The organism is Rhodanobacter sp. LX-99 (assembly GCF_018599185.1).
Taxonomy (GTDB): Bacteria; Pseudomonadota; Gammaproteobacteria; order Xanthomonadales; family Rhodanobacteraceae; genus Rhodanobacter.
The window spans coordinates 90,681-110,210 of sequence record NZ_JAHFVL010000004.1; the positions used below are offsets into that span (position 1 = coordinate 90,681).

The window sequence follows — 19,530 nt, forward strand, 5'->3', positions numbered from 1 at the left end:
GAGTGCGGGGCGGCGAGTCAGGCGCAGATCCGCAAAACGGCCTGCAGTCGAAGGCGAGAACGGGCGGACTCGTCTCAACGGCTCCGGGCGCTGCTGGCGGCGCGGATCTGGTCGATGCTCAACGCTTCGCTTTCGCTCGGCGGCGGCAGGCCGGTCTTTTTGCAGAACGCGATCAGGCGCGGATCGTCACGGAAGCGCAGGATGAGCGGGTCGGTCAGCATGAAAAAGATGTCGTGGGCCGGAGCGCGCTCCAGCCATTCCACGGTCTTGTCCGCGTCGCCGCGCAGCGCATAGGCCTGCGCGATCAGGTATGGGTAAGGGCTGTTGTCGTTCGCCCAGGCCTTTCTTGCGAGGACGTTCGCCAGCGCGGCATCCGCCGCCGCGTGGTCTGGGGAAATCTGCGTCGCAATCGCCAAATTCATTTCCCGCCACGGCGAAGGCTGGTTTCGGGCGACATCCTGCGCGGTCTTCACGTCGCCGCGCACGATGGCGATGTACATGAGCTGGTTCCGTGGGCGTGATGCCGGCTGCGACAGGCCTTCGGCGATGCGGAGGTACTTCGTCGCCTTGTCCAGCCGACCGGTCGCCACCAGCAACTTCGCGTATTGGTAATAGTTGACGGTGTACAGCGGCTCGATCGAAAGGAGGTGCTCCCGCAGCCGGATCGCCTCGCCCAGTTTTCCAATGCCGCCCAGCACGTAGCCGCAGCCATTGAGGACCGTGCCATCGTCCGGCGCCAGCTGCACGGCACGGCGGCACTCGGCCAAGGCGCCCCGGTGATCGAATCCGTAGAACTGCAGGTAGGCGCGGGCTGCGTGGGCCGGGCCCAGCCCGGGCGCCAGTTGCAGCGCCTTGTCCGCCGCGAGACGTGACAAGCGCACGTGTTCGCGGGCAACCGCGGGAGCTTCGTTCCAGAACGCGGCGACGGTACTCCACGATCCCGACAGGTACGCCCATGCCACCGCATAGCCCGGGTCGAGTTGCACGGCCTGGGTCATGTACTCGGCGGCCTTGGGGAAATCCTGGTCGTGCCCGTGCTTCAAGCCCTGCAGATAGGCGTTGTAGGCCTCGATGTTGCCGCTGGGCGGCCGGTCGTCCGGCGCGATGGCGTTCGTCGGAAGCAGTCTCGCGTGCAGGGCGCTGGCGACGGCCGAGGTGATCTCGTCCTGCAGCGCGAACAGGTCCTTGTACGGGCGATCGTAGTGCTCGGCCCACAACGTGCTGCCATCGGCGGCCCGGGTCAGCGTGGTGCTGATGCGCACGACATCGCCGGCGCGCTGCACGCTGCCGGCGAGCAGGTAGGACACGCCCAGCTTGCGGCCAATGGTCGCGCTGTCGTCCTTGCTGCCGCGGAACTGGAAGGCCGAGGTGCGACCGATCACCTTCAGTCCTTCGAACCGGGACAACGCGTCGATCAGGTTTTCCGACAGGCCGTCGGAGAAGTACAGCTGCTGCGCATCGTTGCTGGCATTGACCAGTGGCAGCACGGCGATGCTGCGCTCCATTGCCGGCTTCGGCGCGGGCAGCGTGCGCGGCCACCACTTCCAGCCGGCGAAGGCGAGCACCGCCAGCAGCGGCAGCAGCCACAGCATGGCGCGCGAAATGGCGCGCCGCCGCGTGGGTGGCGGCGCCGGCACCGTCGGCGCTTCCGGCCCGGATGCCTGCATGGCTTGCGGCGGCGTGCCGGGCGCGGGTCCGGGAAGGTCGAAGCGGTAACCCACGCCATGCACGGTGTGCAGGTAGCGCGCAGCTTGCGCGTCCTCCCCGAGCGCATGCCGCAGCAGGGTCATCACCCGGTTCAGCACCCCCGGGGTGATGTTGCGATGGCCCCAGACGGCATCGAGGATCTCGTCGCGGGTGAAGACCCGGCCGGGCGTACCGGCGAGCAGCGCCAGCACGGCGAAGGCCTTGGGCTCCAGCGGCTGTTCGATTCCGTCGCGCAGCAGTCGCCGACCCGCGAAGTCGATCGCGGATGCGTCGAAGGCGAGCGGGGCGGGCGTTGACGGGTCCATGGCGTCCTGTGGCGGGCGGCGCACTTGGGTGGACGAAAACCGGCGCTGCGGGCGGCCCCAATGTTTTCCCAAGGAATCCAAGCAAAGTCCAGTGCTTTCCCAGCGGCGGCCTCAAGACCCGCGGCGCCGTATCCCCGAACCTGAGCGCACCGGCATTCGCCGGCGCGCAGTCGAGGAGGTCGCCGTGAACCGCCGCACCCGCTTCCGCAAGGCGAGCCACGCATCGTCGCCATTGCGCAGCAAGCCCGCTGAGAAGGGTTCTTCTCCGCTGTCATCCACACCACATGTGTAGGGAGATACGCATGAACCGCAAATACCAACAATGCGCATTGGCCATTGCCGTCATCCTGTCCGCCAATACCTATGCCGAGAACTACGGCGCGTGGGGCAACGCGGTGCCCGCACCCGGGATCAACACCGCGGCCGCCGAAGGCTGCCCGATCGAATCGCCGGACGGGCAGAACCTGTATTTCATGTCCACCCGCAATGGCGGCCTGGACAACTGGCGCGCAACCTGGAATGTCGCGATGCGCAGCTGGGACAACGTCACCAACCTCGGTGCGCCGGTGAATTCCGCCACCGCCGCCGACTACTGCCCCACGCCGTTGCCCGGCAAGTGGCTGCTGTTCGTCAGCTCGCGGCAGAACTCCGAAGATTGCGTCGGGTGCAAGGCGATGCCGCCGCCGCCGCCCGGCAGCCCGCCGGCCGGCGACATCTTCCTGACTCGGGAAAACCCCGCGCACGGCTGGGCGACGCCGGTGGATCTGGGCGGCTATGCGGACGGCGGCCCGAACACCAAGGGTTCGGAATACAGCCCGTCGGTCGTGGAAACCGCCGAAGGTACCTTCCTGTACTTCTCCAGCGACGGCTATCCGGACAGCAAGAGCCATGACATCTACATGAGTCGCCTGCGCGCCGACGGCACCTTCGGGCCCGGCGTGCGCGTGGCCGAGCTGAGTACCGATGCCGCCGACCTGATGCCCAACGTGCGCAGGGACGGTCTGGAAATCGTGTTCAGCAGCAACCGCGCCAGCGCCGATCCGCGCAACCAGGACATCTGGTATGCGACGCGGCCGAATACCGCCTCGCCGTGGACGATACGCGGTCGGATCGAGAACACCGCCGTCAACACGATGGACGGAGCGGAAACCCGCGCCACGCTGTCTGCCGACGGCACCCGCCTGTATTTCGGGCGCAAGCACTTTGCCCAGGTGCCGGCCGACCCGGGTGACGTCTATGTCAGCACGCGCGTCAAATTGTTCTGGGGCAGCGGGCGCTGAATCCTCCGCCAGGGAGGTCGGAAGAATGCGGTCGCGGCGGCGGTGGTCGCCGCCGCGGCCGCAGCCACGTCCGCGCTGCGGTCGGAAAGCGTGCAGTGCATCGCGTGGCCCGCTTGCCTCATCATGGCGCGATGACTGCCGACCCGTCGCCGCCGCCGCGCATCGTGCTGGACACCAATGTGTGCCTGGACCTGTTCCTGTTCCGCGATCCCTCGTGCGCGCGGCTGCTGGCGGCGCTGCAGGCCGGCACGGTGCAGGCGGTGACCCGCGACGATTGCCGCGAGGAATGGCAGCGCGTGCTGCACTATCCGCAGCTGCCGATCGAGGAACCCATGCGGTCGGGGTTGCGCGCCGCGTACGACGCGCTGCTGCAGTCGCTGCCGCCCGCGGCGACCGGCGCGCCCGACGAGGCGTGCCTGCCGCGTTGCGCCGATCCGGACGACCAGAAATTCCTGCAGCTGGCACTGGCTGCACGGGCCAGCTGGCTGCTCAGCAAGGACAAGGAGTTGCTCAAGCTCGATCGCCGGACACGCCGCGCCGGGCTGTTTGCAATCCTGTTGCCGCAGGACTGGTTGCCGGGCGGGTGCTGATGCGGCGTGGTCCGTGCAGGCGCCGGTGCCGGTCAGCGTGATGGCGCCGATGCCTGCGGATTTCGCGCCGGCATGCAGTCCGGCGTCTCGGGCCGGGCGTCGTGGCTGACGCAGAAGCGGAAGCCCGTCGGCAGGCCGGTGATGTCCCGGCTCGTTCCGCTCGCCAGCGCGAACTGCCTGACGAGGTCGGCGGGGCACGGCGCGGCCGGCGGCGCCATCGTGCAGTCGCGCGGAAACAGTTCGTAGTGGCAGCTGCCGCTGACGCTGGCAATGCAGGCGAAGTGGGCGATGCCGGCGACGATGCGGGTCTGGCTGTAGAGCACCTCGGTGCCGTCGGCGGATGTGCGCGTGACGACGGTGCGGTCGCCCCAGCCGTCGCTGCCGATCAGCGCGAGAAGAAAATAAAGCGCGGCGATGAGGTAGTGCATAGGTAACCTGCCCTGGTCGGTGGGGCCGCGTGGCGGCCCGGCTACATGTTGCGGAACAGCGCCATGAACGGCTGGCTGACGGTCAGCGTTTCCGGCCGTTGCCGCAGCCGCACGACGCCCTTGCCGGTGTCGTCGCGCACGATCGAGGCAATTGCCTTGATGTTGACGATGGTGGAGCGGTGGATCTGCTTGAACACGGCCGGGTCGAGCACCTCGAGCAGTTCGCGGATCGGCGTGCGCAGCAGCGCCTCGCCGTCGCCGGTCATCACCGTGGTGTACTTGTTGTCGGCGCGGAAGTAGGCCACGTCGTCGAGCAGGATGAGCCGGGTTTCGCGGCCGGCGCTGGCGGTGACCCAGTTCAGCGGCGGCTGCGCGCGCGGCGACAGGCTGCTGCCGAGCTGCCGGACCAGCGCGGCGAGTGTGGCACTGTCGGCAGGTCCGGCGGCCGCGCGCGCCTGCAGGCGCTGCACGGTGGCGGCCAGCCGGTCGGCGACGATCGGCTTGAGCAGGTAGTCGATCGCGCCGCGTTCGAAGGCGTCGATGGCGTACTGGTCGTAGGCGGTGACGAACACGACCTGGGTGGCGGGGCTGATCTCGGGGATGGCGGCGGCCACGTCCAGGCCGGTCAGGCCGGGCATGCGGATGTCGAGGAAGGCGACGTCGGGCCGGTGTTCGGCGATCGCCTCCAGCGCGCTGGCGCCGTCCTCGCATTCGGCGACGATGCGCAGTTCCGGCCAAGCCTTGCCGAGCTGTTCCAGCAGGGCCTTGCGCAGCAGGGTTTCATCCTCGGCGACGATGGCTTCAAACATGTGGCGCGTCCTGGGCGAAGGTGGCGGGAACGCTGATCGTGGCGGCGGCCCCGCTGGGAAAATTGGCGGCGAGGGTGAGCGTGGCGGCGGTGCCGTAGACCAGGCGCAGGCGTTCGCGCACATTCTTCAGGCCGATGCCGCTGCCGTCGGCTTCGCCGCTGAAACCCAGGCCGTCGTCGGCCACGGTCACCGCCACCTGGCGGTCGTTGCGGCGGCCGAAGATCCAGATGGTGCCGTCGCCGGGGCGCGGTTCCAGCCCGTGCTTGATGGCGTTCTCCACCAATGTCTGCAGCATCATCGGCGGCAACGGCGTGGGCAGCAATTCGTCGGGCACGTCGAGCTGCAGGTTCAGGCGCGAGCCCATGCGGATCTTCAGGATTTCCAGGTAGGCGCGCGAGCGCTCCAGTTCCTCGCCCAGCGTGGACAGGGCGCGGTCGGTGCGCGGCAGCGAATGGCGCAGGTACTCGATGAGATGGCCGAGCATGGCATCGGCGCTGGCCGGGTCGGTGCGGGTGAGGTATTGCGCGCTGGCCAGCGTGTTGTACAGGAAGTGCGGTTCGACCTGCGCCTGCAGCAGGCTGAGCCTGGCGATGGCCAGCTCTTTCTCGGTGACGGTCTGGGTGGCGGCGGTCTGCTCGCTGCGCCGGCGCTGGGACAGCTGCAGGGCGATGGTGCGGGTGATCGCCTCGGCGTTCTGCAGGTTGATGCCGTCGTCCACCTGCAGCCAGTTGCTCCAGGGCGCGAATGCCGGCTCGCAGATCAGGACGAGCCGGCTGGTGCCGTCGCCGCGGACCACGCTGGCGAGGATGCGGTTGTGCTGGCTCACGACCCAGCTCAGCGGGTTGTAGCGGCCCAGCAGCTTGATGCCGTAGGGGTCGAGATAGCGGGTGCTGGCGCGGATCTGCAGGTGGCTGCGCACGCTGTCGATCGCGTCGACGCCGGGCAGCTCGCGGATGGCGGCGTCGAGCAGGTCGAACGCCTCGTCCGCCTCGAACGGCACCTCGATCTGCCGGATCTGCCGGTTGGCCAGCGCGGCGGCGGCGCTCAGCTTGCCATCGATCAACTGCACCCGCCCCAGGTGCGAGTACGCGCGGATGACGACGAACACGATCGTCACCAGGCCCACCAGGGTGACCGCGTCACCCAGCGGCGACCAGAACCAGTCGGCCACCGCGTACAACGCAAGAAACAGCAGGTACCAGGCGAGCACGAGCCGGGCCACGGAGAAGAGGCGCTTGATCACGGTGCGGGTCACGCTGTTCGGGAAGTGCTGCCGAGAATAGTCGGCGCGGTAGCGGAAATCCCCCGACATGCGACGAAACCGGCGTCACGCCGACGAAGGCGGCCGACGGCGGCGTAGACTGGTTCGCCCACCCGCCCAGTGGAACACGTCCATGCTCACGCCATGCATCATCGACTGCCCGTATTGCGGCGAGCCGATCGAGATACTGATCGACGCCTCGATCCCCAGCCAGCAGTACATCGAGGACTGCCAGGTGTGTTGCCGGCCGATCACGCTCAGCGTGGAGATCGACGCGGACGGCGAGCCGCAGGTGCGTGCATCCGGCGAGAACGACGCCTGAAGGTCAGGCGGCCGCCAGCTCCGCCGACGTGACGATGCCGATGCCTTGTGCCTGCAAGGTGGCGCGGGCGGCGTCGTCGCTGGCCGGCGTGACCGGGCGGCTGAGATCCCACAGCACGCTGGCGCGGAAGCCGAGGTCGAGCGCGTCCTGCACGGTCCACAGCACGCACACGTCGCGCGCCAGTCCGCATACGACCACCTCGTCCACGCCGCGCTCGCGCAGCCAGCCGGCCAGGCCGGTGCTGGGGCGGCTGCCGCGCGGGCCGTGGTTTTCGCGGAAGCCGCTGTAGGAATCCACGCCGGGTTCGCTGCCCTTGCGGATCACCGCATTCAGCGCCGACCAGTCGATGCCCGGGTGCAGTTCGGCGCCCGGCGTGCCCTGCACGCAATGCTCCGGCCACAGCGTCTGCGGCTGGCCGTACAGCGCGATCTGCTCGAACGGTGCGCGGCCGGGATGCGAGCTGGCGAACGAGACGTGCCCGCGCGGATGCCAGTCCTGCGTGGCCGCCACGTGGCGGAAACGGCGTGCACGCAGCAGCGCGTCGATGCCCGGCACGATCGCGTCGCCTTCGTGGCAGGCCAGCGCGCCGCCGGGCATGAAGTCCGGCTGCACGTCGACCAGGATCAGTGCGATGCGCGATGAGAGTGGCTGGTTCATGGACAGGCTTGCGCGGAGGCTCCGGCGAAGTCTAGCGCGCGGCGCGCCGTCCACGGCGATACCCCATAATGCGCGATGCAGTGGCAACACGGTTCAGGGGGGCGCGATGCAGTACGACCAGTCATGGATGGGTTACGGGATCGTCGGCGGGCTCCAGGCCGGCTTGATCGCCGCGGCGGCAGGGCTGCTGCTGTTTTTCGTTTTCCACTGGCTGGGCCGGCGCAACGGCTGGAGCTACGGCCCGCAGATCGGCTGGTCGTTCCTGCTGGCGACCGCGCTGACCGCCAGCGGCGACCTGTGGAACCTGTTCTATTTCAACTACGGCCAGTTGCAGTCACTGCAGCTGCTGAGGGTGAAGCTGGCCGAAGTGCACGACCCGGACAGCATCGGCCTGCGCGCGCTGTGCGAGTTGCTGGGCGTGGCTGCCGGCATCTACGTGGGCTGGGCGTTGTGCAGCGGCGACTGGCGCCGGCGCTTCGGTGGGCGCAGGTAGCGTTGTTCCGCTCCCGCCTAAAGCAGCGGGTCGAACAACCGTGCCACGTGCATCGCCACCCGGCGCAGGTAGGGCGCCTCGCGGTATTCGCGTTCGTCGATGGCGCGGGCGCGGCTGAAGTCCTCGGTCAGCATCGCGGCCACATCGACGGCGAAGGCGGGGTCGACGGCCATGGCGGCGACTTCGAAGTTGAGCCGGAACGAGCGGCTGTCCAGGTTCAGGCTGCCGATCGCGGCGGTGTCGCGGTCGATCAGCAGCGCCTTCTGGTGCAGGAAGCCGGGCTGGTAGCGGAACACGCGGATGCCGGTGCGCACGGCGTGCCAGGCATGCAGCGTGGAAGCGAGGAACACGGTGCGGTGGTCCGGCCGCGACGGGATCAGCACGCGTACGTCGACCCCGCGCAGCACCGCCAGCTGCAGTGCCGCGCGCACCGCGTGGTCGGGCACGAAGTACGGCGTGCTCAGCCACACGCGCTGGCGCGCCGCGTTGATCGCGGCGGCGAAGAACAGCGAGCCGGTTTCCTGCGGATCGGCCGGGCCGCTGGCCACGACCAGTGCGCTGGCGTCGCCGTCGCCGGGCGGTGTCGGCAGCAGCGGCGGCGGCGCGCCGGTGATCCATTGCCAATCCTCGGCGAACAGTTGCTGCAGGTCGGCCACCGCCGGCCCGCGCAGTTCCAGCTGGGTGTCGCGCCATGGCGCCAGCGGCGGCTTCAGGCCGAGGTATTCGTCGCCGACGTTGAGCCCGCCGACGAAGGCGCGTGCCCCGTCCACCACCAGGATCTTGCGGTGGTTGCGGAAGTTCAGCTGGAAGCGGTTGCGCCAGCGGTGGGTGGCGAAGCGATGGATCGCCACGCCGCCCGCGCGCAAGGTCTCGACGTAGCGCCGCGGCAGCGCATGGCTGCCGATGCCGTCGAACAGCACGCAGACGCGCACGCCGGCGGCGGCGCGTTCAAGCAGCACCTGCTGCAGGCGCTGGCCCAGCGCGTCGTCGTGGATGATGAAGAACTGCACCAGCAGGCAATGCCTGGCTTCGGCCATCGCTGTCAGCATCGCGTCGAAGGCGGCCTCGCCGTCGATCAGCAGGCGCAGCCGATGGCCGCCGCGGAACGGCCGCCCCTGCAACGCGCAGATGGCGGCGTAGCGGGCGCAGCCCGGGTCGACCGGCGGCACGGCGCCCACGGTCGCGGGCAGCGCGCACGCGAGCGGCGCATGGTGTCCGGCGCGATAGCCGAGGAAGCGGCTGGAGCCCAGGTACAGGTACGGCAGCAAGGTCACGTACGGCAGCAGCAGCAGGCCGAGCGTCCAGCCGATCGCCCCTTGCGGCGTGCGCGTGTGCATCACCGCGTGCATCGCCGCGAACATGCCCAGCAGGTGCAGCAGGGCGATGCAGGCGGTGAGTGCGCTGGCGTTCATCGCAGGCGCGGCGGGCCGCTCAGCTCAACAGCTGGTCGGCCAGGTGGCGCGCCTGCTGGCGGATTTCCGGCATCGCGGTGGATTCCCACAGCGTGCCGCGCAGCAGGCTGCCGATGGCGAACAGGTTCGGCCAGTACTGCTCCCCGTGCCGCAGGTGGCCGTCGCTGTCGGCCTGCACGCCGAGGCCGAGCGGATCGGGGGCGATGTGCGCATTGGTGAGCAGCTGGCTGACCAGCCGATGGTTGCTGCGGCGCAGGTCGGTATCTAGGCCAACGGTCTGGATTACCAGGTCGGCATCCAGCAGGTGGGTCGCGCCGGCGTGGCCCACGGTCAATTGCAGCGTGGTGCCGGCGACGTCCACCGCGTGCACGCGGCCGCGCTGGCGTTGCAGCCGGCCGTCGCGTTCCAGCGCGGTGATCGCTTCATGTATTTGCGGCGGCATGCGGTGGCGCACGCGCTCCCACGCCCAGCGCGCGTGGCGCATGAAGCGCGCACGCTGTTCTGGCGACAGTTCGGCCCACAGGCTGGGCAGGTGCGGGCGCAGGCTGTCGACGATGGCGCGCCATTCGGTGCCTTCCAGGGCGATCGCCTCGCGCAGCAGGCGCATCCAGCGGCGGATCTCCGGCGCGTCGCGCATCGCCTCGACCAGCGCGACGCCGTCATCGGCCGGTGCGGCGGCGGCGTGCAGGTGCGCCTCGGGAAAGCGGCCGTGGCGGGAGATCGCGACGAATTCGGCCTGCGGCCATTGCGCGGACAATTCCAGCAGCACGTCGACCGCGGTCAGCCCCAGCCCGATCAGCACCACCTTGCGCGGCGGCGGTTGCAGCGCGCCGGTGTTGGCCAGCAGGCGCCAGGGATCGACCACGTAACGGCCGCTGGCGAGGGCGGCGGCGCTGACCCCGGCCAGCGGCTGCGGCGGCAGCGCGCCCAGCGCCAGCACGGCGGCGTCGGCCGGATGGCTTTCCTCGCCATGGATCACGGTGACGCCATCGCGCTCGGGCACCAGCGCGTCGACCGCGAACGGGATGATGTTGACGTGGTGCCCGTGCGCCTTGCCCTGCAGCAGCGCGCGCGCCACTTCCGCTTCGAGGTAGTCGCCGTAGCGGCGGCGCGGCAGGAAGTCGGTGCCGGCGATGGCGGGGTCGTCGCGCTGCACGAAGTCCAGGAAGCCACGCGGCTTGCCGGCGAACATGCTCATCGAGGCCGCGCGCACGTTCAGCAGGTGGCGCTCCGAGGTGGTGCCATAGGCGACCCCGCGCGCCGGCGTGTCGCCGCCGGTGAACCAGTCCAGTTGCAGCGGCTGCAGCGACTCGCGCTCCAGCAGCTCGCTGAGCAACGTGGCGGCCGCGGCACCGCCGCCGATGATGGCGACCCGTCGAAACATGAAATTCCCTGTGTGGTGTCGTGCAGGTCAGCCGGGCAGGCGGCCAGCGATGACGCTGCGCTGTGGCTGCGCGACCCACCGCCCGGTGGGCTCGGCCTGTTCGTAGGCGAAATATTCTGCCAGGTCGCCGCCGTAGACGTGCAGCGAGAGTGCCGTGTCGTGCCGCGACAGGTTGCGGCAGCGGTGCGCCTGCCCGCGGTCGCCTTCGAACCAGACGCCGTCGCCCGGGCCGAGCCAGTTGCGGCCGTGCAGGCTCAGCTCGCCGGAGTCGGCGTCGCGGCGGTACGACTGCACTTCCAGCGCGCCCACCAGGGTCATTTCCAGGCCCCACAGGCCGGCGTGGTCGTGTACGGGAGTGGCGTGGTTCGGCGGCCATGCCAGTACCAGCACGCTGATCGGCGGCTTGCTGCGCTCAGCCAGCAGCCAGCGTTCGAAACCGTGCCGGCGCTGGCGCAGCGAGGCCAGCCGGGTGGCCAGCGCCGACGCATCCTGATGCACCACGCGGCCCAGTTCGCGCGCCATCGTGGCGAGGTCGGGATGTTCGGCGGTGGCATGTTCGAGCGCGATCGCGCGCAGGGTCTTCAAGGTGTGCTGGTGCTTGCCCATGCGTGGAACCTGGCAGGGTGAATGGGCGCCAGTGGAGCATGCGTATCGTTAAAGACGCGTAAGCCGACGGCATCGCTGCGGACACTTGCGCCGGCGTGCGGACGGGCATCCGGCCGGCGTGGTTGCCGACCGGATACCCGCGCCGGACCGCTATTCGCGCAGGCTGAACGTCACCGGCACCCGCGCCCACGCGCGCACCGCCTGTCCGCTCACCACTGCCGGCTGGAAACGCCATCCGGCCAGCACCTGCTCGGCGGCGCTGCGGTCGAGCAGCAGGTAGCCGCTGCCGTGCTCCACCGATACCTGCACCGGTTTGCCGGTCTCGTCCACCAGCACGCGCAGCAGCACTGTGCCCTGCATGCGCTGCTGCAGGGCGCGGGTGGGGAAGCGCAACGGGGCCGAGCGGTAGGCCAGGCTGGCCTCGACCGGCGCCGTCAGTGCCGGCCCGGGCGCAGTGGCGCTCGGCAGCAGGGTCGGAATGGCGGCCGGCGGCGCGGCGACGTTGCCTTCGGTACCCGGCACGACGGCCGGCGGGTTGGCCGGCAACGGCCGTGTGTGCGCGACAGGCGCGGCGGGCGGATGCGGCAAGGGCGTCATCTCGACCGGTGGCGGCGGAGGCAGCAGCGGTTTCGGCTCGATGAAGTGGATCGTGGGTATCGGGTTGACCTGTTCGATCGCGTGGAAGAGCGCCGGGCCGGTCGGTCGCGAGGCGATCACGATCACGGCGAGGTTGAGTGCGATCGCGGCGCTGATGGCGGCGATGCGTGCACGGTCGGGGTGGGTACGGTGAGCTACGGCCAGGCTTGCGGACGACATGGCGACCTCCTGACTTCGGTGGGGATGTTGCGGCGGTCACGCTGCGCGAGCAGGGGGATCGTGCCGTCGCGACTGCAGCGTATGCCCCGGGCGGGCGGTTGCGCAAGCAGACGGCTGGATGGCCAAATGCCGGATGGCGGCGCGGCGGGGCGGCAGGCAAAAAAAACTCCGCGGGGAGGCGGGGCGGTAAGGGCGGATGGTCGGGGGATGCGCACACCCGCAGCAGCAGCTTGCATGACAGCTGCCATGATCGGGCGTGGATTCTTCGTGAAGGCGGTTTTCACGCCGGCGCTCGCCGCCGTCCTGCGATAATCGGTCCCTGGCAACGGGCCGGCATGCGCTGGGGAACGACGATGAGCCTGATCAAATGGGCAGGCGTGATGGGCCTGGCATGCGGCGGCCTGCTGCTGGGCACGCCGGCGCGGGCCGACGGCATTTCCTGCAAGATGAGTTTCCAGCTGTCCGGCTGGTCGGTGTTCTACAAGACCGCCAGCGGCAGCGGCACGGTCCGCTGCAGCAACGGGCAGAGCCTGCACGTGAAGTTGCGCGCCAAGGGCGGTGGGCTAACCTTCGGCAAGACGAAGATCACCGATGGCGTGGGCAAGTTCAGCGGCGTCGGCAACGTGCGCGACGTGCTGGGCCACTATGCCAACGCCGAGGCGCATGCCGGCGCGGAGAAGTCGGCCGCGGCGCAGGTACTGACCAAGGGCAACGTCTCGCTGGCGCTCAGCGGCAAGGGCGAGGGCTGGAACCTGGGCGTGGCGTTCGGCGCGTTCATCATCGAATAACGTGACCGGGTACCGGCGCGGCCATGCGCCACGATAGGCGGGCGCGGGCACACCCGGTTAAGGTATGCCCACGCGCCTCGCGTTCCCCAGGAGTCCTGCATGTCCGCCACCTCCGGCGCGGTGATCCCGCGCTACAGCTTCGGCGACGAGCTTGCCAGCAGCATCATCCACGGCCTCGGCGTCGCGCTCAGCATTGCCGGGCTGGCGACGCTGGTGGCATTCGCGGCCCTGCATGGCAATGCGCTGACCGTGGTGGCCTGCGCGGTGTTCGGCACCTCGCTGGTGCTGCTGTACACCGCTTCCACGCTGTACCACTCGATCTCCGTGGCGGCCGCCAAGCCGGCGTTGCGCATGCTCGACCACATCGCGATCTACGTGCTGATCGCCGGCACCTACACGCCGTTCACCCTGGTCGCCCTGCCCGGGGCGTGGGGCTGGAGCCTGTTCGTGGCCGTGTGGGCGCTGGCGCTGGCCGGTACCGCGCTGGAGCTGGGTCTGCTCAAGCGTTATCGCAAGCTGGCGGTGCTGCTGTACGTGGGCATGGGCTGGATCGGCATGGTCGCGTTCGAGCCGCTCAGCCGGCACCTGCAGGCCGGTGGCACCGTACTGCTGCTCGCCGGCGGCCTGGCCTACACGCTGGGCGTGCCGTTCTACCTGTGGCGGCGGTTGCCGTATCACCACGCGTTGTGGCACGTGTTCGTGCTGGCCGGCAGCGTGCTGCATTTCCTGGCCGTGTTGCTGTACGTGATTCCCGACGCGCCGGCATGAACGTGCCGGCGAGCCTCGCGGCCCTGCGCCGCGAACTGGAAGATGCGGCCACCCACCTGGGCCGGCCGCACGAGCTGCGCTTCAAGCCGATGTTCGGCGGGCTGATGGCCTGGCTCGACGAGCAGCCGTGCGCGTGGCTGACCCCGGGCGGACTGGCGCTGAAGGTGGCGCCGGCCGACCAGCCGGCGCTGCTGCGGATCGAGGGCACGGCGCGGCTGATCGCCAAACCCGGTGCGGCGCCGAGCCGGCACTACATCGTGCTGCCCGCCGCGCTCAGCCGCGATACCGTGCAGCTCGCCGGCTGGCTGGCGAGGAGCGCGGCCGGGGCGGTGCGGAACGCGCGCTGAAACGTGTTCAGCCGAACAGCATCGCCAGTCCGAACAGGCCGACCATCACGAACGAGAGCACCAGCTTGACCAGGGTGCCGAACAGCAGGCCCAGCCAGGTGCCGATGCCGACATGGGTCGAGCGCAGCACGCTGGTGCCGGAAGCCAGCTCGCCGGCGAGCGCGCCGAGGAACGGCCCGAGCAGCAGGCCCGGGATGCCGAAGAACATGCCCACCAGGGTGCCCAGCGCCGCGCCCCACAGGGCCAGCTTGCTGGCGCCCACCCGTTTGGCGCCGAGCGTGCTGGCGACGAAGTCGACGACCACCCCGAGCGTGCCGAGCGCGCCGATGATCAGCAGCCACCACAGGCCCAGGTGCCGGTAGCCGTCCACCGCGGCGGCCAGCCAGATCCCGCCGAACAGCATCGGGATGCCCGGCAGCGCCGGCAGCACGGCGCCGGCCAGGCCGCCGACGATCAGCAGCGCGGCCAGCACATACAACGCGATATCCATCAGGCGGGTTCCGTGGTGGCGACCAGTGCATTGGAGCAGAAGAGAGTGGAGAGGAGTGAGAAGTGAGAGAGGGCCCAGCGCGCGGCTTTTCTCTCGCTTCTCACTCCGCTTTTCTCACTCCTCATTGCGATTGCTCTGCGACTACTTCTCCACGAACGCCCGCTCGATCACGTAGTCGCCCGGCTCGCGCGTGCGCGGCGAGGCCTGGAAGCCGCGGCCGTCGAGCAGGGCGCTCAGGTCGTCCAGCATCGCCGGGCTGCCGCACAGCATCACGCGGTCGGTTGCCGGGTTCAGCGGCGGCAGGCCGGTTGCCGTGCTCATCGCGCCGTCGGCGATCGCGTCGGTGATGCGGCCGTGGTGGCGGAACGGCTCGCGCGTCACGGTGGGGTAATAGATCAGTTTCCCGCGCACCAGCTCGCCCAGGTATTCGTGCTGCGGCAGCTGGTTTTCCAGGTAGTCGGCGTAGGCCAGGTCGTCGACCCGGCGCACGCCGTGGGCCAGCACGATCCTGTCGAAGCGCTGGTAGGTGTCCGGGTCGCGGATGATGCTCATGAACGGCGCCAGCCCGGTGCCGGTGCCGAGAAGGTAGAGATGCTTGCCGGGCTTGAGGTCGGTCAGCACCAGGGTGCCGGTGGGCTTGCGCGTGACGATCAGCGGGTCGCCGGGCTGCAGGTGTTGCAGGCGCGAGGTGAGCGGGCCGTCGGGCACCTTGATCGAGAAGAACTCCAGGTGTTCCTCCCAGCTGGCGCTGGCGATCGAGTACGCGCGCATCAGCGGGCGGCCGTCCGTTTCCAGCCCGATCATCACGAACTGGCCGCTGTCGAAGCGGAAACCCGGGTCGCGGGTGGTGCGGAAGGAGAACAGGTTGTCGTTCCAGTGCCGCACGTCGATCACGTGCTCGGTTGCCATTGCCACCATGGTCGGTCGTCTCGCGTTGTTGCGTTGTCGGGGTGCCGGGGAGTCGCACGCCAAGCCATCCGGCAGGCCGGAGACGGGGACTCGCGGGGAGGGCGGACGTGGCCGCGGTGCCTTGCGAGCGCCGGGATGGACGCGGCGACAGGTGCTTAGGATACGCGAGTGGCCATGAATGAGTCCGTGCCCGGGCGCGGTCGTGAAGGCGGTCTGCGGCATCGTGCCGCGACACCGGCCATCGTCGGGAGCCGGGTGGCGCGGCGAAGTGGCGTTTTTGCGGCCAGCAACCGTTCCTGGAGCAGGCGAGGCGATGTATTACGCCGGTGAGCGCTCTGGTACTACATCGACAGCGGCCGGGGACGACAGACAAGAACAGCCTTGGACTGCAGCGCCGAAACTGCGCATACTTCATCGTCGCCGACGATCCAGTGCTTCAGGGCCGGATCGCGATGGGCACCAGGGGGATTTTCGCGGCACGCCGATAGCTGGCGTGCGGGGGTTCTTGCTGGTGGCTTCGGGGGCGTGATGCCGGTGATGCTCGGCCAATCCAAGGCGATCCAGGCGGTACGGGCGCAATTGCAGCGCTACGCCGGCTGCGATGTGCAGGTGCTGATCGAAGGCGAGACCGGTACCGGCAAGGAACTGGCGGCGCGGGAAATCCACTACGCCAGCGCGCGCCGCGACCATCCGTTCGTGCCGGTCAACTGCGGCGCGATTCCCGACAGCCTGATCGAGAACGAACTGTTTGGGCACGACCGCGGCGCCTTCACCGACGCCAAGGGCGCCCAGCCCGGCCTGATCGACCATGCGCGCGGCGGCACGCTGTTCCTCGACGAGGTCGACACGCTCTCGGACAAGGGCCAGGTGACCCTGTTGCGCTTCCTGCAGGACAACGAATACCGCCCGGTGGGCGGTGGCGCGGCGCGGGTGTCGGACGCGCGCATCATCGCCGCCACCAATGCCAGCCTGGAGCGCCAGGTGGCGGCCGGACGCTTCCGTCGCGACCTGCACTACCGGCTCAACGCCTTGTACCTGCGGCTGCCGCCGTTGCGCGAACGCGGCGACGACGTGGCCCTGCTGGCCGGCCATTTCGTCGACGCCGTCGCGGCGCGGCTGCGGGGGCCGGCCAAACAGTGGGGCGAAGATGCCCTGCAGGCGCTGCTGGCGTATGCCTGGCCGGGCAACGTGCGCGAGCTGGACAACGTCGCGTTGCGTGCCTACATGTGCAGCGAGGGGCCGATCATCGGCCTCGCCGAACTGGCGGCGGCCGAGCCGGCCTTGGCCGGCGCGGGCGCGATGCCCAGGCGCCGCGCCAACGAGCCGGACCTCGGTTTCAGCGCGGCCAAGCTGCACGCCATCCGCAAGTTCGAGCACGACTATCTCACCCGGCTGATGCAGCAGGCCTGCGGCAATATCAGCGCCGCCGCCCGTCTGTCCGGCACCGAGCGCCGCCAGCTCGGCAAGCTGCTGCTGAAACACGGCATCGAGACCAAGCAGTTCCGGCCGCACTGACTCCCATGCCGGGCCGGTCGCCTGGCCCGGGTGCAATCCCTCCCACTGCGCCGGCGAAGCGGGTCATCACTGACCCGGCGGCCTCGACGCCGGGCGTCGCAAGTCCAGCAGCTGGGCCATTCGATGGGTTTCCGTCCGTGGCACGCATGTTGCCTCGGTCCATACGCATGTGTGCAGAAGGGTGTCATGACCAGACATCAAGGCCAAAGCACGGCAGGCGAAAGCGAGATGGAGATCGAACGTTCGGTACTCGCGTATCTGCACTCCCATCCGCAGGCGGCGGACACCCTCCGCGGCATCGTCAACTGGTGGTTGCCGCGGCAGCGTTACGAGAGCGGCTGCCTGCGCATCGAGCACGTGCTGGACCGGTTGGTCACCGAGGGGCTGCTGCACCGCGACGAGCTGCCGGATGGCGAGGTGCTGTACGCGCTGAACAGGCACACCAGGCCGCCGCAGCCGAACTGACCGCGACACGGGTTTTCACGACGGAGGACCGATCCCATGCCATCTGCGCTCACCTATCCGGGCGTCTACATCGAGGAGATTCCCAGCGGCGTCCGCACCATCACCGGTGTGGCCACCTCGATCACCGCCTTCGTCGGCCGCGCCGCGCGCGGACCGATCGACGCCGACGCGGAAAGCCCGGTCATCATCAACAGCTACGGCGACTTCGAGCGCAACTTCGGCTCCCTCGACCCGGCCTATCCGATGGGCTATGCCGTGCGCGACTTCTACCTCAACGGCGGCGCGCAGGCGGCGATCGTGCGGCTGTACAAGGGTACCGACGGCAAGCCGGCGAAGGCGGCCATCGCGATCGCCAACCTGCCGCTGGAGGCGGCCACGGCCGGCAGCTGGGGCAACCAGTTGCGCGTACGCGTCGACAGCAATGTATCGGCCGACATCGCCGCCAGCTTCGGGCTGGCGGTCGGCGACCTGTTCAACCTGACCGTGCGCGACATGGCCAGCGGCACCCAGGAGAGCTTCCTCAACCTCAGCGTGAAGGAGAGCCCGCGCCGCGCGGACCGCGTGCTGAAGGCGGGCTCTTCGCTGCTGCGCGTGGCGTCGTCGCTGACCTTGCCCGCCACTGCCGTGCCCGCCGCGCACCTCGACCCGGACGCCGGCAAGACCGTGTGGGAGCAGGACAAGTCCTCCACCGGCGTCGCCGCGGCCGACCAGGCCGCCGACAGCGCGGCGCTGGACGACAACGCTTACCTGGGCAATGCGGACGCCAAGACCGGCATCTACGCGTTGAAGAAGGCCGACCTGTTCAACCTGCTGTGCATTCCGCCGGACGTGCGCGGAGGCAACACGTCCAAGACGGTCTACCAGAACGCGATGGCGCTGTGCGTGGAACGTCGGGCGCTGCTGATCGTCGATGCGCCGAACGACTGGGGCAGCGCCGGCGCGGTCACCCCGGCGGTGCTGGCGGCGCTGGGCCTCGGCGGCACGGCCGCGCGCAACGCCGCGCTGTACTTCCCGCGGGTGATCGAATCGGACCCGAAGCGCCAGGGCCAGCTCGACACCTTCGTGCCCTGCGGCATCGTCGCCGGGGTGATGGCGCGCACCGATACGCAGCGCGGCGTGTGGAAGGCGCCGGCCGGCATCGACGCGGCGCTGAACGGCGTGCAGGGGCTGGCCGTCACGCTCAACGACGCCGAGAACGGCATGCTCAACCCGCTCGGCGTGAACTGCCTGCGCAGCTTCCCGCTGGTCGGCCCGGTGGCGTGGGGTTCGCGCACGCTGCGCGGCGCCGACCTGCTCGCCGACGAATACAAGTACGTGCCGGTGCGCCGGCTCGCGCTGTTCATCGAGGAGAGCCTGTTCCGCGGCACCCAGTGGGTGGTGTTCGAGCCGAACGACGAGCCGCTGTGGTCGCAGATCCGCCTCAACGTGGGCGCCTTCATGCAGAACCTGTTCCGCCAGGGCGCGTTCCAGGGCAAGACGCCGAACGACGCCTACTTCGTGAAGTGCGACAAGGAAACCACCACGCAGAACGACATCAACCTCGGCATCGTCAACATCGTGGTCGGCTTCGCGCCGCTCAAGCCCGCCGAGTTCGTGGTCATCCAGCTGCAGCAGATGGCCGGCCAGATCCAGACCTGAGGACACATCCATGGCTCAGTTCAGCGTCAATGCGCAGCGCTTCGATCCGTACAAGAACTTCAAGTTCCGGGTGAAATGGGACGGCCGCTACGTGGCCGGCGTCAGCAAGGTGTCGGGCCTGAAGCGCACCACCGAGGTGGTCAAGCACCGCGAGGGCGGCGACCCCAGCAGCACGCGCAAGTCGCCCGGGCGCACCGAGTACGAGGCGATCACCATCGAGCGCGGCGTCACCCACGACACCGAGTTCGAGAAGTGGGCGAACAAGGTGTGGAACTTCGGCGCCGGGCTCGGTGCGGAAGTCTCGCTGAAGGACTTCCGCAAGGACCTGATCCTGGAGGTCTACAACGAGGCCGGCCAGCTCGCGCTCGCCTACAAGCTGTACCGCTGCTGGGTATCGGAGTACCAGGCGATGCCGGACCTGGACGCGAACGCGAACGCGGTGGCGATCCAGCACCTGAAGCTCGAGAACGAGGGTTGGGAGCGCGACGTCGGCGTGCCGGAGCCGGCCGAGCCAAGCTTCACCGTACCCGCCGGCTGAGC

22 protein-coding genes are annotated in these 19,530 nt (G+C 69.4%); 11 read left to right on the top strand and 11 right to left on the bottom strand.

All coding sequences use genetic code 11. The features are described 5' to 3' along the window. Positions 1-74 precede the first annotated feature (74 nt). Positions 75-2,012, bottom strand: a complete 1,938-nt coding sequence (locus KK131_RS17060) for a winged helix-turn-helix domain-containing protein (RefSeq protein ID WP_214558025.1) — start codon at positions 2,010-2,012, stop codon at positions 75-77. 302 nt (positions 2,013-2,314) lie between these two features. Here KK131_RS17060 and KK131_RS17065 point away from each other — a divergent pair, with 302 nt between their 5' ends. After that, positions 2,315-3,292, top strand: coding sequence for a PD40 domain-containing protein (locus tag KK131_RS17065; protein WP_214558027.1), 978 nt, complete (start codon positions 2,315-2,317; stop codon positions 3,290-3,292). A 131-nt stretch (positions 3,293-3,423) separates the two neighbouring features. Further along, entirely contained in the window at positions 3,424-3,882 is a 459-nt protein-coding gene (locus KK131_RS17070) for a putative toxin-antitoxin system toxin component, PIN family (RefSeq protein WP_214558030.1), read from the top strand. Positions 3,883-3,914: 32 nt separating this feature from the next. On the opposite strand, the gene KK131_RS17075 is transcribed toward KK131_RS17070, so the two are convergent. From KK131_RS17075 to KK131_RS17085, 3 genes are read right to left on the bottom strand one after another with little or no spacing between them, the layout of a single operon-like run. Further along, on the bottom strand, positions 3,915-4,310 hold the full coding sequence (locus tag KK131_RS17075; protein WP_214558032.1) for a hypothetical protein: 396 nt from the start codon (positions 4,308-4,310) through the stop codon (positions 3,915-3,917). A gap of 41 nt (positions 4,311-4,351) precedes the next feature. Beyond that, entirely contained in the window at positions 4,352-5,119 is a 768-nt protein-coding gene (locus tag KK131_RS17080; protein WP_214558034.1) for a LytTR family DNA-binding domain-containing protein, read from the bottom strand. After that, entirely contained in the window at positions 5,112-6,431 is a 1,320-nt protein-coding gene (locus KK131_RS17085) for a histidine kinase (protein ID WP_214558036.1), read from the bottom strand. Before KK131_RS17085 ends, KK131_RS17080 begins: the two co-directional genes overlap by 8 nt. A gap of 82 nt (positions 6,432-6,513) precedes the next feature. Here KK131_RS17085 and KK131_RS17090 point away from each other — a divergent pair, with 82 nt between their 5' ends. After that, positions 6,514-6,702 (top strand): CPXCG motif-containing cysteine-rich protein, encoded by a 189-nt coding sequence (locus KK131_RS17090; protein ID WP_214558038.1) that lies wholly within the window; start codon positions 6,514-6,516, stop codon positions 6,700-6,702. Between the two features lie 3 nt (positions 6,703-6,705). Here KK131_RS17090 and pncA read toward each other — a convergent pair whose 3' ends face one another. Continuing rightward, a complete protein-coding gene (gene pncA / locus KK131_RS17095) occupies positions 6,706-7,359 on the bottom strand; it encodes a bifunctional nicotinamidase/pyrazinamidase (RefSeq protein ID WP_214558040.1) in 654 nt (217 codons plus the stop codon). A 106-nt stretch (positions 7,360-7,465) separates the two neighbouring features. On the opposite strand from pncA, the gene KK131_RS17100 reads away from it, so the two are divergent. Continuing rightward, positions 7,466-7,852 carry a hypothetical protein gene (locus KK131_RS17100; protein ID WP_214558042.1) on the top strand — a complete coding sequence of 129 codons (387 nt, stop codon included), beginning with the start codon at positions 7,466-7,468 and terminating at the stop codon, positions 7,850-7,852. Positions 7,853-7,869: 17 nt separating this feature from the next. Here the strand turns inward: KK131_RS17100 and cls are convergent, their stop codons facing one another. The 4 genes from cls to KK131_RS17120 all read right to left on the bottom strand — a co-directional run bounded on the left by cls (position 7,870) and on the right by KK131_RS17120 (position 12,070). Next, positions 7,870-9,264: a cardiolipin synthase gene (gene cls, locus KK131_RS17105; protein WP_214558044.1), complete on the bottom strand. Its 1,395-nt coding sequence runs from the start codon at positions 9,262-9,264 to the stop codon at positions 7,870-7,872. Positions 9,265-9,283: 19 nt separating this feature from the next. Then, positions 9,284-10,648 carry an FAD/NAD(P)-binding protein gene (locus KK131_RS17110; RefSeq protein WP_214558046.1) on the bottom strand — a complete coding sequence of 455 codons (1,365 nt, stop codon included), beginning with the start codon at positions 10,646-10,648 and terminating at the stop codon, positions 9,284-9,286. 27 nt (positions 10,649-10,675) lie between these two features. Further along, the gene (locus tag KK131_RS17115; RefSeq protein ID WP_214558047.1) at positions 10,676-11,254 is read right to left on the bottom strand and encodes a cysteine dioxygenase family protein; all 579 of its coding nucleotides are present in this window, start codon (positions 11,252-11,254) and stop codon (positions 10,676-10,678) included. A gap of 150 nt (positions 11,255-11,404) precedes the next feature. Next, complete coding sequence (locus KK131_RS17120; protein WP_214558048.1) at positions 11,405-12,070, bottom strand: energy transducer TonB; 666 nt, start codon at positions 12,068-12,070, stop codon at positions 11,405-11,407. A gap of 380 nt (positions 12,071-12,450) precedes the next feature. Here KK131_RS17120 and KK131_RS17125 point away from each other — a divergent pair, with 380 nt between their 5' ends. From KK131_RS17125 to KK131_RS17135, 3 genes are all read left to right on the top strand, one after another. Then, on the top strand, positions 12,451-12,858 hold the full coding sequence (locus tag KK131_RS17125; RefSeq protein ID WP_214558146.1) for a hypothetical protein: 408 nt from the start codon (positions 12,451-12,453) through the stop codon (positions 12,856-12,858). 99 nt (positions 12,859-12,957) lie between these two features. Then, positions 12,958-13,626: a hemolysin III family protein gene (locus KK131_RS17130; RefSeq protein WP_214558049.1), complete on the top strand. Its 669-nt coding sequence runs from the start codon at positions 12,958-12,960 to the stop codon at positions 13,624-13,626. Next, positions 13,623-13,973 (top strand): TfoX/Sxy family protein, encoded by a 351-nt coding sequence (locus KK131_RS17135; protein WP_214558050.1) that lies wholly within the window; start codon positions 13,623-13,625, stop codon positions 13,971-13,973. The genes KK131_RS17130 and KK131_RS17135 overlap by 4 nt, the downstream gene beginning before the upstream one ends. A gap of 7 nt (positions 13,974-13,980) precedes the next feature. On the opposite strand, the gene KK131_RS17140 is transcribed toward KK131_RS17135, so the two are convergent. Together KK131_RS17140 and KK131_RS17145 are read right to left on the bottom strand one after the other, a co-directional pair. Continuing rightward, positions 13,981-14,463, bottom strand: a complete 483-nt coding sequence (locus KK131_RS17140) for a DUF456 domain-containing protein (RefSeq protein WP_214558051.1) — start codon at positions 14,461-14,463, stop codon at positions 13,981-13,983. A gap of 141 nt (positions 14,464-14,604) precedes the next feature. Continuing rightward, the gene (locus tag KK131_RS17145; RefSeq protein WP_214558052.1) at positions 14,605-15,381 is read right to left on the bottom strand and encodes a ferredoxin--NADP reductase; all 777 of its coding nucleotides are present in this window, start codon (positions 15,379-15,381) and stop codon (positions 14,605-14,607) included. A gap of 528 nt (positions 15,382-15,909) precedes the next feature. On the opposite strand from KK131_RS17145, the gene KK131_RS17150 reads away from it, so the two are divergent. The 4 genes from KK131_RS17150 (at position 15,910) to KK131_RS17165 (ending at position 19,528) form a co-directional block, all read left to right on the top strand. Then, positions 15,910-16,887 (top strand): sigma-54 dependent transcriptional regulator, encoded by a 978-nt coding sequence (locus KK131_RS17150; protein ID WP_250887378.1) that lies wholly within the window; start codon positions 15,910-15,912, stop codon positions 16,885-16,887. 186 nt (positions 16,888-17,073) lie between these two features. Continuing rightward, a complete protein-coding gene (locus tag KK131_RS17155; RefSeq protein ID WP_250887377.1) occupies positions 17,074-17,352 on the top strand; it encodes a hypothetical protein in 279 nt (92 codons plus the stop codon). A 36-nt stretch (positions 17,353-17,388) separates the two neighbouring features. Next, positions 17,389-18,990 (top strand): phage tail sheath C-terminal domain-containing protein, encoded by a 1,602-nt coding sequence (locus KK131_RS17160; protein ID WP_214558059.1) that lies wholly within the window; start codon positions 17,389-17,391, stop codon positions 18,988-18,990. Positions 18,991-19,000: 10 nt separating this feature from the next. After that, positions 19,001-19,528: a phage tail protein gene (locus KK131_RS17165; RefSeq protein WP_214558060.1), complete on the top strand. Its 528-nt coding sequence runs from the start codon at positions 19,001-19,003 to the stop codon at positions 19,526-19,528. Positions 19,529-19,530: the final 2 nt, after the last annotated feature.